9 protein-coding genes and 3 pseudogenes are annotated in these 12,446 nt (G+C 64.3%); 8 read left to right on the top strand and 4 right to left on the bottom strand.

All coding sequences use genetic code 11. The annotated features are described in order from the left end of the window. The coding region (locus EOA38_RS14420; protein WP_148669484.1) for an FAD/NAD(P)-binding protein at positions 1–635 on the bottom strand (635 nt) is incomplete at its 3' end. Positions 636–838: 203 nt separating this feature from the next. Between EOA38_RS14420 and EOA38_RS14415 the strand changes: the two genes are divergently transcribed. After that, positions 839–2,422, top strand: a complete 1,584-nt coding sequence (locus tag EOA38_RS14415; RefSeq protein WP_127299480.1) for an ABC transporter substrate-binding protein — start codon at positions 839–841, stop codon at positions 2,420–2,422. 184 nt (positions 2,423–2,606) lie between these two features. On the opposite strand, the pseudogene EOA38_RS14410 reads toward EOA38_RS14415, so the two are convergent. Beyond that, positions 2,607–3,056: pseudogene (locus EOA38_RS14410) on the bottom strand (2OG-Fe(II) oxygenase family protein); the annotation flags it as partial. A gap of 22 nt (positions 3,057–3,078) precedes the next feature. Here EOA38_RS14410 and EOA38_RS14405 point away from each other — a divergent pair. Further along, positions 3,079–3,201, top strand: a pseudogene (locus tag EOA38_RS14405) (integrase); the annotation flags it as partial. A gap of 374 nt (positions 3,202–3,575) precedes the next feature. Here the strand turns inward: EOA38_RS14405 and EOA38_RS14400 are convergent. Beyond that, complete coding sequence (locus EOA38_RS14400; RefSeq protein ID WP_127299479.1) at positions 3,576–4,508, bottom strand: GNAT family N-acetyltransferase; 933 nt, start codon at positions 4,506–4,508, stop codon at positions 3,576–3,578. A gap of 201 nt (positions 4,509–4,709) precedes the next feature. Here EOA38_RS14400 and argE point away from each other — a divergent pair, with 201 nt between their 5' ends. From argE to EOA38_RS14370, 6 genes and pseudogenes are all read left to right on the top strand, one after another. Continuing rightward, a complete protein-coding gene (gene argE, locus EOA38_RS14395) occupies positions 4,710–5,834 on the top strand; it encodes an acetylornithine deacetylase (protein WP_127299478.1) in 1,125 nt (374 codons plus the stop codon). 13 nt (positions 5,835–5,847) lie between these two features. Next, positions 5,848–6,771 carry a glyoxylate/hydroxypyruvate reductase A gene (locus EOA38_RS14390; protein WP_127299477.1) on the top strand — a complete coding sequence of 308 codons (924 nt, stop codon included), beginning with the start codon at positions 5,848–5,850 and terminating at the stop codon, positions 6,769–6,771. Positions 6,772–6,850: 79 nt separating this feature from the next. After that, the gene (locus EOA38_RS14385) at positions 6,851–7,204 is read left to right on the top strand and encodes a cupin domain-containing protein (RefSeq protein WP_127299476.1); all 354 of its coding nucleotides are present in this window, start codon (positions 6,851–6,853) and stop codon (positions 7,202–7,204) included. Positions 7,205–7,354: 150 nt separating this feature from the next. Then, positions 7,355–8,818, top strand: a complete 1,464-nt coding sequence (locus EOA38_RS14380; RefSeq protein WP_127299475.1) for an aldehyde dehydrogenase family protein — start codon at positions 7,355–7,357, stop codon at positions 8,816–8,818. 10 nt (positions 8,819–8,828) lie between these two features. Then, a complete protein-coding gene (locus EOA38_RS14375) occupies positions 8,829–9,872 on the top strand; it encodes a tartrate dehydrogenase (protein WP_127299474.1) in 1,044 nt (347 codons plus the stop codon). 17 nt (positions 9,873–9,889) lie between these two features. Further along, positions 9,890–11,346 (top strand): annotated as a pseudogene (locus EOA38_RS14370) (NAD-dependent succinate-semialdehyde dehydrogenase). Positions 11,347–11,358: 12 nt separating this feature from the next. On the opposite strand, the gene EOA38_RS14365 reads toward EOA38_RS14370, so the two are convergent. Continuing rightward, the coding region (locus EOA38_RS14365; protein ID WP_145965962.1) for an FAD-binding oxidoreductase at positions 11,359–12,446 on the bottom strand (1,088 nt) is incomplete at its 5' end.

Here is a 12,446-nt window from a genome sequence, read left to right as displayed (position 1 = left end):
CGCGAGGTGTGAGCGACCAGCTCGGTCGGCAACCTCGCCAACACGGGCGGGACGATCGCGCCGCCGCTGCCGCCGAATCCGTTTGCCAGTATTACCTTGCGCGTCGTCTCGACGACAGTCGCGCCGTCGCCGGTTTCGAGGTGCAGCTCGAGATGATCGGCGGCGGGATCGACGCGGACAAGCCTGGTCCGGTAGCGGACCTCGATCCCGAGGAACTCGCGATACCATTTCAGATATTTCGCCCAGTCGGTGCGTGCGATGCGGTCGAAGGCAGCATAGGCCTCGGCACCGTGTCGTCCCTCGTACCAGGACTGGAAGCTGAGGCCAGGCAGGCCGAGCTCCGGTCCGGGCAGGCTCTTCGGCGTCCTCAGCCGGTTCATCCGGGCATGGGTGAGCCAGATGCCGGCCTTGCCATCCTCGGCGGCGTCGATGACGGTCACCTTGCCGATCCCGGCGCGCCGCAGCGCGAAGGCGAAGGTCGCGCCGGTCTGGCCACCGCCTATTATCGCCACGTTGTGGTCGATGCCCGCTCGATCCGGAACCCAACTCGCCGGATCCGGGCCGATCAGCCTGAGCGTTTCCCGAGCCTCGCGATCCGGGTCTGCATCGCGATTTCTCTTCCTAGGCAAAGCCATTCTCGTCCACCGGTCTGCTGCTGGGTGGCCGCCACCCTCAGCCGCCGCGGCGCGACAGTCCAGAAATGTCTGCTTCGCGTTGCGGCGAGAATTTCTTTCTTGAGTTCGCGCCCGCACCACCCGCGTATTCTCGAAGGTTTGCTGTCCGGCGACCAAAAGGTCAGCCGCGGCGCCGACAATGGCAGGCTAAGCGAGGACCGCTGATGAAGACGCTCCGCTCAGTAATCGTTGCGATCGCAACGGTTTTACTCTCATTCGATTCCGCCTTGGCTCTGGCGGAGCCGAGACACGGCGGTACGCTGACCTTCCTGGTCGAACCCGAGCCGCCGGCGCTGGTCGGCATCGCACACACGGCCGGCCCCACCCAAAAGGTGACCGCAAAGGTGACCGAGGGGCTGCTCGCATACGACGAGAATCTGAATCCGGTCCCGCAGCTCGCCACCGAATGGTCGGTAAGCGACGACGGGCTGCGCTACACCTTCAAGCTGCGCGCCGGCGTCAAATGGCATGACGGCGTGGACTTCACATCGGCGGACGTCGCTCACTCGATCAAGCTTCTGCAGCAGTACCATCCGCGCGGACGCGGCACATTCAAGAACGTGACCGCGGTCGAGACACCCGACCCGCTGACTGCAGTCATCATGCTCAGCAAGCCTGCACCCTATCTGCTTAAGGCTTTTGCGGCTTCGGAATCACCGATCGTGCCCAAACACATCTACGGAGACAGCGACCCCGCAACGAATCCGGCGACGTCGGCGCCGATCGGGACCGGTCCGTTCGTGTTCAAGGAATGGGTGCGCGGCAGCTACATCCTTTACGAACGCAACCCGAACTACTGGGACAAGCCGAAGCCCTATGTCGACAAGCTGATCGTGAAGTTCGTCCCCGACGCCGCTGCCCGCACGGCCGCGTTCGAGACCGGCGAGGTCGATATCGGCGGCGAAACGCCTGTCCCGCTCAGCGAGATCGAGCGGCTGAAGGCACTTCCGCAGTTGGGCTTCGAGACGAAGGGCTACAATTACGGCCCCTCAGTTACCCGCATCGAGTTCAACCTCTCGAACAAATACCTGAAGGACCTGCGCGTGCGCCGGGCGATCGCCCACGCCATCGATCGCAACCTCATCCTCAACACGGTCTATTATGGCTATGGCATCATCTCGCCGACGCCGATCAGTCCGCTGCTGACGCAGTACTTCGACGCAAACACGACAGTCTACGAGTACAACCCCGCGAAGGCCGAGCAACTCCTCGACGAGGCGGGATTCAAGCGTGGCGCCGACGGCATCCGTTTCCACCTCGACCACGACTACCTGCCCTATGGCGACAGCTACAAGCGCACCGCCGACTATCTGGCGCAAGCGCTGCGCAAGGTCGGCATCGACATCACGATTCGCAGCCAGGATTTCGCGACCTACATCAAGCGCGTCTACACGGACCGCCAGTTCGACTTCACCAACAACTCGATGAGCAACCTGTTCGACCCCACGCTCGGCGTCCAGCGTCTCTACTGGTCGAAGAATTTCAAGCAGGGCGTGCCGTTCTCGAACGGCTCAGGCTGGAGCAACCCGGCGGCGGATGCCGCGCTCGAGGCGGCAGCGGTCGAGCTCGACGAGGCCAAGCGCAAGGAATACTTCCTCACCTTCCAGCGGCTCGTCGTCGACGAGGTGCCCGACATCACACTGCTCACGCTCAACCAGTTCACCATCTTCAACAAGAGGGTCCACGACCACACGATCGGCGCTGGCGGACTGAACGAGAACTTCGCGGACGTATGGATCGATCAATGATCCGCGATAACGCGAGGACGTGGGGCCGCCCGCCGGCTGCGTCCATCGCGGTAGGCGGAGCGTTTGCCGCGGCGCTCGTCGCGGCAGACGCTTGAGGCGGACCGGCATGCCCGAGATCGCCGCGATGTAGTGGTGCGGTGACCCGTCAGGCAGCGGCCGAATTGAGAATGTCGGCATAGTGGCGCTACGCGACATCGGGATGCGAGCGCAGGCGGCTCTTCAGCGCATTGGCTCCGACATTGCGAAACAGCGGATTGTCGGGATCGCTGGCTGGGCCGCGCACCTCGATGGCGAGCTCGGCGGGCAAGCCGAGCAGCGGTATCTCGGCATCGAGCCGGGCGCTGAAGAAGAAGGGCACGGAATAGCGCTCGACGCCGGCTTGCGGGGTAACGACACGATGAACCGTCGCGCGCAGATGGCCGTTGGAGGCGAGTTCCAGCAATTCGCCAATGTTGACGACGAACGTGCCGGGGATCGGATCGGCGTCGATCCAGCTCCCGCCATAGTCCACCTGAAGCCCCTTTTCGTCCTGGAGCAGCAGGGTCAGGAACCCGCCATCCTTGTGCGCGCCGACGCCCTGGTCGTCCCCGGTCTGATCGCGGCCCGGATAGCGCACGATCTTCATCCGGTGGTTCAGCGTGTCTCCGTAGATCGAGGCCTCGACCCGGCAGCTCATGGACGTACTGGGGCACGACGACATCGATTATGCGGAGCTCTACTCCCGCGAGGCGTCGCAGGTTCGGCTGGCGGTCCAGGGCATGGATCGAGTCGTGCGTCTTGTGACGCGCAAGCCGATGCTTGGCGAGCCTATTGGTGAACCGCCTTATAACGCGTTGATAAATAACGATAATGGTGGGCCCGGAGGGTCATCGTTTTCGACACAAAATCAATACGTTAGCGGCTGGTTCGCCAACCCGTTTCCTTCGTATTCTCTCGTATGGTCTGGCGAACCCAACGATCACAGAGGAGGGCTAATTCAATCCAATTGGTGTCAGCCCTCACCTCCCAAGAAAGCGGCACTGATTGCTTTGTTGACCTGGTATGAACGCGAGTGGTGTGGGGCCGAAAGTGGACTGGCAGGTTCTGGCGCGAGATGTCCATATTTGGACGTTCGATTGCAAGGGCTAAAACCGGCCCCAAGTCGAGAACAAACCTACCCGAGAGTTTGGCTCGCTAGAGCATAAGTCTTCGGACTAGCCTCGCCGCGGGCGGCAAAATCGGCGAGGCGTTTGCCCAACGACATGGTCAGCACCGTGTCGAAGACCGGCATTGCGGCATGCGAGAGAAAGGCGGCGAACTCGCCACTGTCCATGTGGGTGTCGACACGAAGGAAAGTCCCCGAATGGTCGGCTACGTGCGGCCGGAGGATCGCCACGGCGTCGGCATCGCTTTCGGCCACGACCGGCCCCACGACATGGCCGCGCCCGAAGGGCCGGCAGAGCGCGAAAGCGGTCAGCTTGTTTCCGTCGAAAAGCCCGTAGCCGACCGAATGCGCAAAGAGCCTTTCAATGAGTGCCGGCCGCTTCACGCCAAAGCCCGCGGCGTCGAGCGCGATCGTCGCCGGAATATCGCTTGCGTCCAAAATCCGGATGTCGCCTGGCGCCTCGGCTGGGCTCTCCGTCGTCGGCACGCGGGCGATGCCCTGGCATTGGTAGACGGTCTTCTCCGGCTGGAAGTCGAGCGAAAGATAGAGCCGTCGCGCGGCGCGGGTCGCGTTGAGGCGCAAGTCGCGCTGGGGGATCTTGTCGAAAACGCGCTGCATCAGCCATTGCGCGGCCCCTAGGGTCTGCAATCGCGGCGAGGTGATCACCATGCCCACGGTTGCAAAATCGGGGCCGTGCTCGAACCACATTGCCGAACCGAGAACGCGACCAATCTCATCGAGCGCCACGAAACCGTGCCCCGTTTCGCGCAGGAATTGCCAGTCCTCGGCTCGATGCGGCCACCCCACCGACAGCGAGAGCGCATGCAAACGGTCCAGCTCAACACCTTCGATGTCGGCGATGCGCATCGAGAAGGCATCTATTTTCAAGCTTTCGGACGGCTTCAATTCCTTGCCTCTGAAAGATTGCCTGACGGGTGACATTCAACGCCCCCTGCCCTGCCAACGCTAAACAACAAGACCGATACGATTTGCTCGAATGCCGCCCGCCAACGCAAGATTCGACTGAAACACTTCCGCTTTCGGCACGCAATCGCGAAGAAACGCGCCCATGCTCTGTGGCAATTCTGCAGTTATGGCCTGCGGAACCGGACCCGCAAACCCGAAAACGCCTTGAGGGCTGGAATGGACGTCTTCGACATGCTCGACCGTCTGGTCGCCTTTCCGTCGGTCGCCGGCAAGCCTAACGGCGACATAGCGGGCTGGATCCAGACTTATCTGGGCGAACACGGCGCAAAGGTCACCCTGTTTCCGGGCCCGGAAGGCGACCGTTCCAATCTTTTCGCGACGATCGGCCCCGCCGATGTTCCGGGCTATATCCTCTCCGGCCACATGGACGTCGTCCCCGCCGCCGAGCCGCAATGGAGCTCGTCCCCTTTCGCGCTGCGTCGGGAAGGCGAACGGCTCTATGGACGCGGCACGACGGACATGAAGGGATTCCTGGCCGCCGCGCTTGCGGCTGTGTCCACGTTGGCCGGGCTGCGCCTCACCAAACCGATCCACCTCGCCTTCTCGTATGACGAGGAGATCGGGTGCCGTGGCGTGCCGCATCTGATCGACCAGCTTCCCGAACTTTGCGCCAAGCCGCTTGGCGTCATCGTCGGCGAGCCGAGCGGCATGCGCGCCGTGCGCGGCCACAAGGGCAAGGCGGCTGCCCGCATGACAATCCATGGCCGCTCCGGCCATTCCTCTCGCCCCGATCTAGGCCTCAACGCTATCCATGCCATGGCCGATGTCCTCAGCGCCGCCGTCAGCGAGGCCGGAAGGCTGACGCACGGTCCGTCCGATCCTGCCTTCGAGCCCGCCTATTCCTCGCTGCAGGCGGGCGTGATCGCAGGCGGCCAGTCTGTCAACATCATCCCTGATACCTGCACATTGGACCTGGAGGCGCGCGCCGTGCCCACAATTGATCCGGCTGGCCTGCTCGCGCCGGTCAAGGCAAGAGCCGAAGCGCTTGCCGCGCAAGGCTATGTTGTCGAGTGGACACCGGTGAGCGCTTATCCGGCGCTGTCACTGCAGCAGGACGCGCCATTGGCGGCACTGCTGGGCGAACTGACCGGTGAAACGCCTTTGGCTGCCGTCAGCTACGGCACGGAGGCCGGGCTTTACCAGGCCGCCGGGCTCGATGCGATCATCTGCGGCCCCGGCGATATCGCCCGCGCCCACAAGCCGGACGAGTACATCCTCGCCAGCGAACTCGTCGCCAGCCAGCGGATGATCGAGGCGCTCGGCAGGCGTTGCACGGCCTGAAGGAGCAACCGGAATGACCTTCCTGTTCAACTCCGATGCGCGGCGCGGCGCGATCTTCGCCGAGGCCTTCGCGAAGGAATTGCCGGACCTCCGCTTCGCCATGGATGCCGCGACGGTTGATCCGGACGCGGTGCGCTACCTCATCACCTGGACGGTGCCGGAAAACCTCGCTCGCTACCGCAACCTTGAAATCCTGTTTTCCATCGGCGCAGGCGTCGACCAGTTCCGCTTCGATGCGGTGCCCGCGACGGTGAAGGTCGTGCGCATGATCGAGGAAGGCATCGTGCGCATGATGCAGGAATATGTGACGCTCGGCGTGCTGGCACTCCACCGTAACTTGCCCGCCTATCTGGCGCAGCAGCGCGCCGGCGAGTGGCGCGATATCGCGCAGCCCCAGGCCGGGTCGCGCCGGGTCGGCGTGCTCGGTCTCGGACAGCTCGGCCAGTCGGTCCTCGACCGGCTTGAACCCTTCGGCTTTCCGCTTGCCGGCTGGAGCCGCTCACCGCGACACATCGAGGGCGTGGCCTGCCATCATGGCGAGCCCGGACTGGAGGAGATGCTCGCGGCCAGCGACATACTGGTCTGCCTGCTGCCACTGACCGAGGAGACGCGCGGGTTCCTCAATACCGGGCTGTTTGCGAAACTGCCTGAAGGCGCAGCACTGATCCACACCAGCCGGGGGCCGCAGCTCGATCACGAAGCGCTAGTCGCCGCGCTCGACAGCGGCCAGCTTTCGGCGGCGATGATCGACGTCACCGATCCCGAGCCGCTGCCCGCGGGCCATCCATTCTGGTCGCATCCGAAGATCATCTTGACCCCGCATATCGCCAGCGTCACCCAGCCGGCGACCGCGGCGCGCGCCGTCATCGACAACATCAGGCGCCATCGCGCCGGTCTCGACCCGATCGGGCTCGTCGACCGGTCGCGCGGTTATTAATGCATGTCGCCCAGAAGTGTGCAGCGGTTCTGGGAGAACGACATGCATCAAAGTCAAGCTCCAACCGAAAGGCCATCCTTTGTCCCTGCTCAAATCCGTCGAGACCAACCCGAGCTTTTCACCGCGCGAATCCAAGGCGCTGCCCGAGCGGCTGATTGCCGGCGATCCCGCCTTCAAGACCTGGGCGCAGGACGTCGCCAAGGACGACCTCGTTCATACAGGCGTCTGGGAGGCGACACCTGGCGAGACGCGCTCGATCAAGGGGGAGACGTTCGAGTTCTGCCACATCCTCTCCGGCGTTGTCGAAATCACGCCGGACGCCGGCGAGGCAGTGGCGTACCGGGCCGGCGACAGCTTCGTGATGAAGCCGGGCTTCACCGGTGTCTGGAAGACGATCGAGACGGTGCGCAAAATCTACGTGACTGTAGGCTAGCGAGCGTCGGCGCCGGCGCTGACCCCGGCGGAAGATTTTGCCGTCGCTGCCGTCCGACACGCAACATTCGTCGGCGGCGGATCACCGAACGGCGCATGCTGCGTGCCGGCACGCGCTAGGCTGAAGCCGATACTACCGAGTGGTTTGCCCATGAGCCTGAGCTTCGATCCCGACACGATCCCCCTGCCCGTTGGCCACTTCATCGGCGGGGAGCTGATTTCGGCCGAGGGCGCGATCGAGATGCGTCGCCCGTCGGACGGCAAGGCATACGCCGCCTGCCCGGTGGCGGGCGTCGACATGATCGACCGCGCAGTGGAAAGCGCCAAGGGGGCCTTGAAGTCGAGCAACTGGGGCGGCGTTCGCCCGCGTGAGCGCACGAGGGCCCTGCAGGCCTGGGCCGACCTGATCGAGGCGGAAGCCGCGACGCTCGCCCGGATCGAGGCGCTGTCCTCGACGCGCCCCGTCGGCCAGCTCGTCGCGGGCGATATCGCCGTGACCGCCGAGCAGATCCGCTTCTTTGCCGAATTCGCCGACAAGGAAGGCAGCGAGCTCGTACCGACCGACGACGCCAGCTTCGGCATGATCATGAGCGAGCCCTATGGCGTGGTCGGCGCGATCACGCCCTGGAATTTTCCGATCTCGATGGCCGGCTGGAAGCTCGGTCCGGCGCTGGCAGCCGGCAACGCAGTGGTGCTGAAGCCGTCGGAAATGACGCCCTTCTCGGCCGTCTATCTGGCGGAACTCGCTGTGAGGGCCGGCCTGCCGGCGGGGCTGATCAATGTGGTGCTCGGCGACGGCCCGACGACCGGCACGGCGCTGACCGGCCATCCAGAGATCGCCAAGGTTAGCTTCACCGGCTCGACCCGCGCCGGTTCTGCCATCATGGAGAACGTCGCTCGCACCGGCGTCAAGCCGATGACGCTGGAACTCGGCGGCAAGAGCCCGCAGCTCGTCTTTGCCGATGCCGACCTCGACAAGGCAGCGACGGCGATCGCCGGCAGCGTCACCTTCAACGCCGGCCAGGCCTGCGTCGCCGGCACGCGCCTGATCGTCGAGAAGAGTGTCGTAGATAGGCTGACGACGGCCATCCTGGAGCGGATGAAAGCGGTGCGGCCAGGCTCGACCTGGAACGAGGCGACGCAGTATTCGCCGATCATCTCGGAACGGCAACGCGCGCGTGTCGACAGCATCGTGCAGGCTGCGGTCGCCGCCGGCGGCGAGTGCCTGACCGGCGGCAGCGCCATGGACGATCCGGGCTATTTCTACGAGCCGACGCTGATCGCCAATGTCGACCGGGCCAGTCCGGCGATCGTCGAGGAAATCTTCGGCCCGGTCCTGACTGTCCAGATCTTCGAGACCGAAGAAGAGGCGCTGGCACTGGCCAGCCATCCGACCTACGGCTTGGCTTCCGGCCTGTTCACTTCCGACCTGTCCCGCACCATACGCATCGCGCGCAAGCTCGAGGCGGGTACGGTCTGGGTCAACCGCTACAGCCGCTCGCGCGACCACATCTTGCCGACCGGCGGCTACAAGCGCTCCGGCATCGGCAAGGATCTTGGTCGCGAAGCCTATCTCGCCAACCGCAGGACCAAGAGCGTCCTGATCAGCCTCTAGAGAGATGCCGATGAAGTCCTATTCGATCGCCCTGATCCCCGGTGACGGTATCGGCCGCGACGTGATCGTCGCTGCCTGGTCCGTGCTGGAGGCTGCGGCCAAACACGCGGGCTTTGTCCTGACGGCAACGGAGTTCCCCTGGTCCTGCAAATTCTACAAGGAAACCGGCCGCATGATGCCGGAAGACGCCATCGAGACCTTGCGCGGCTTCGACGCCATCCTGCTCGGCGCCGTCGGCTGGCCGGCGGAAGTGCCCGATTCCGTTTCGCTGCACGGTCTTTTGCTGCCGATCCGTAAGGCGTTCGTGCAATACGCCAACATAAGGCCGCATCGTCTGCTGCCGGGCGTGACGGGTCCGCTGCGCGCCGAGAGCTTCGATATCTTGTGCATCCGCGAGAACACCGAAGGCGAATATTCGGGCGCCGGGGGGCGCGTGCACCAGGGCACGCAGGACGAGGTCGCGGTGGAGACCTCGATCTTCACCCGCGCCGGCGTCGAGCGCATCCTTCGCTTCGGTTTCGAGCAGGCGCGGGCACGGCGCGGCAAATTGGCCTCCGTCACAAAGTCCAACGCGCAGAAATACTCGATGGTGTTCTGGGACGAGATCACGCGAAAGCTGGCGGCGGAGTATCCTGACGTCACAGTCACCAGCTATCATGTCGACGCGCTCGCCGCGCGCATGATCATGGCGCCGGACAGCCTCGACGTGGTCGTCGCCTCCAATCTCTTCGGCGACATCCTGACCGACATCGGCGCGGCGATCCAGGGCGGGCTCGGCTATGCCGCCTCCGCCAACGTCAATCCCGACCGCTCGGCGCCGTCAATGTTCGAGCCGGTGCACGGCTCGGCGCCCGACATCGCCCATCTCGGCATCGCCAATCCGATCGCCACTATCTGGTCGGGTGCGATGATGCTCGAACATCTCAGCGAAACCGCCGCCGCACGTCGCATCATGAAGGCGGTCGAAGCGACGACCGCGCGCGGCATCGGAACCACTGCCGGCAAGGACAAAACAGACACCATCACCGCCGCCATCGTCGCGGCGCTCAGCTGAATGCAAGGTCGTTTCCGATGAAAACCCTGAAGGACAAAAGCCTCTTGCGCGAAGCCGGCCTGATCGGCGGCGAATGGGTTGCTGCCAGCTCCGGCAAGACGGTCGACGTCATCGATCCGGCGACGCAGGCCACGATAGGCACAGTGCCCGGCATGGCCCTTGCGGAGACCCGCGCTGCCATCGAGGCCGCGGCCTCAGCCTATTGGGACTGGAGGAAGAAGACCAATGCCGAGCGCGCGGCGCTGCTGGAAGCCTGGCATGGTCTGATGCTCGCGCATCTGGACGATCTGGCACTGATCTTGACCACGGAACAGGGCAAGCCGCTGGACGAAGCCAAGGGCGAGATCCGCTACGGCGCGTCCTTCGTCAAATGGTTCGCGGAAGAAGCACGCCGCATCAACGGCCACACCATCCCCTCGCCCACACAAGACCGCCGCATCATCGTGCTGAAGGAACCGGTCGGCGTCTGCGGCATCATCACGCCATGGAATTTTCCGAACGCCATGATCACCCGGAAGGTCGCGCCAGCATTGGCCGCCGGCTGCACGGTGGTGATCAAACCGTCCGAGTTCACGCCCTATTCGGCGCTGGCGCTCGGCGTGCTTGCCGAACGGGCCGGCATCCCGGCCGGCGTCATCAACATCGTGACTGGCATGCCGACCGACATCGGCAACGAGATCATGGCCAACGAAACCGTTCGCAAGATCTCCTTCACCGGCTCGACGCGGGTCGGCTCGCTGCTGATGCGTGGCGCTGCCGACAGCGTGAAGCGTCTCAGCCTCGAGCTTGGCGGCAACGCCCCCTTCATCGTCTTCGACGACGCCGATCTCGATCTCGCTGTCGAGGGCGCCCTCGTCTCAAAATTCCGCAATGGCGGTCAGACCTGCGTGTGCGCCAACCGCATCCTGGTCCAGGCCGGTGTCCATGACGCCTTCGCCGCGAAGCTTGCCGCTCGCGTCAACGCCATGGCCGTGGGGCCAGGCACGCAGCCTGGCGTCGCCATCGGGCCGATGATCAACATGGCGGCGGTCGAGAAGATCAACCGCATGTCGAGGACGCGCTCGCCAAGGGTGCTGCGATCATCACGCAGAAGCCGGCTTTGCCCGAAGGCCAGCAATATGTCGCGCCGCTGGTGCTGACCGGCGCCACGAACGAGATGCAGCTCGCCGGCGAGGAAACCTTTGGCCCGGTCGCGCCGCTCTTTCGTTTCGAGACCGAAGAAGAAGCGATCGCGCTCGCCAATGGCACGCCCTACGGGCTTGCCTCCTACTTCTACACCGAGAACTTGAAACGCGCCTGGCGCGTCGGCGAGGCGCTCGAGTTCGGCATGGTGGGCTTGAACACCGGCTCGGTCTCGATGGAGGTCGCACCCTTCGGCGGCGTCAAGCAGTCCGGGCTCGGACGCGAGGGCGCGCAGGCCGGCATCGAGGAATATCTCGAGATGAAAAGCTTTCACATCGGCGGGCTGGGCTAAGCTCCAGCTCGATCATTGGATCCGGTCGAGCGCCTTGTAGTAGAGGCCGACCATCGGCAGAAACCACGGCTTGCCGGAATAGCCCGGGATTGCAGGCCACTCGAGCCCCTTCAGCGGATTGCGGTCTTCGCGGCCGAGCATGGCGTCGGCAAGCATCATGCCGAGATGGGTGGAAAGCTGCGCGCCATGACCGGAGTAGCCCATCGCGTACCAGATGCCGTCATGATAGCCGGCGCGCGGAAAGCGGTCCTTGGTCATGTCGACCAGCCCGCCCCAGCAATAGTCGATCTCGACCTTTGAAAGTTGCGGGAAAATCGCCGCGAGGCTTGCCTGCAATATCTGCCCGCTCTTGGCATCCGAGCGCTGGTCCGAAGTCGCCGAGAAGCGTGCGCGGCCGCCGAAGATCAGGCGGTTGTCGGGCGACAGCCGGAAGTAGTTGCCGATGTTCATCGATGTCACGCATGTCCGGTTGCCTGGCATGGTCGCGGCGATCTCGACATCGCTCAGCGGCCGAGTGGCGATGATGAAGCTGCCGACCGAGATGAGCCTGCGGCGAAAGTAGTTGAAATTCGGTGTCGTGTAGGCTCCCGTCGCCACCAGCACATTGTCGGCGCTGATCTTGCCTCGCGAGGTGGTCAGCTCATGCCTGGGGCCAGCCTGCCTGCGGTCGGTCACCCTGGTGTTCTCGTGGATGACGGAGCCGTGTCGAGCGGCGGCCGTCGCGAGGCCCGACACATAGCGGCCCATATGCATCATGGCGCTCTTCTTCGACAGCATCGCGCCATGGAAGGGCGAGCCGATCTCGGATTTGAGATCGTTCGGCGACAGCAGCGCCGTATCCGGATCGACTTCGGCATGGACGGCCTCGAAGTTGCGGGCGATCGCTTCGAAATGCTGCGGCTTGGAGGCGAGCTTCAGCTTGCCGGCGCGCCGGAAATTGCAGTCGATACCCTCCTCGGCGACCAGCGTCTCGATGCTGTCGACGGAGTCGTCGAGCGCCCGGTAGAGCGCGATTGCCCGTTCCTTGCCGAGTTCCGCTTTGGCCGAAAGATAGCTGTGGGCGAGGCCGTTGTTCAGGTGCCCGCCATTGCGCCCGGAGG

This window comes from Mesorhizobium sp. M1E.F.Ca.ET.041.01.1.1 (assembly GCF_003997355.1).
GTDB lineage: Bacteria > Pseudomonadota > Alphaproteobacteria > Rhizobiales > Rhizobiaceae > Mesorhizobium.
Note: the sequence above shows the minus strand (reverse complement) of the source record. Positions and strands in the feature narration are given on the sequence as shown.

What these genes read in the sequence shown, in the direction of transcription:
- EOA38_RS14375 (WP_127299474.1), top strand. Translation starts at nt 8,829, where the DNA reads ATGAAGTCCTATTCGATCGCCCTGATCCCCGGTGACGGTATCGGCCGC.
- EOA38_RS14380 (WP_127299475.1), top strand. Translation starts at nt 7,355, where the DNA reads ATGAGCCTGAGCTTCGATCCCGACACGATCCCCCTGCCCGTTGGCCAC.
- argE (WP_127299478.1), top strand. Translation starts at nt 4,710, where the DNA reads ATGGACGTCTTCGACATGCTCGACCGTCTGGTCGCCTTTCCGTCGGTC.
- EOA38_RS14390 (WP_127299477.1), top strand. Translation starts at nt 5,848, where the DNA reads ATGACCTTCCTGTTCAACTCCGATGCGCGGCGCGGCGCGATCTTCGCC.
- EOA38_RS14400 (WP_127299479.1), bottom strand. Translation starts at nt 4,508, where the DNA reads ATGTCACCCGTCAGGCAATCTTTCAGAGGCAAGGAATTGAAGCCGTCC.
- EOA38_RS14415 (WP_127299480.1), top strand. Translation starts at nt 839, where the DNA reads ATGAAGACGCTCCGCTCAGTAATCGTTGCGATCGCAACGGTTTTACTC.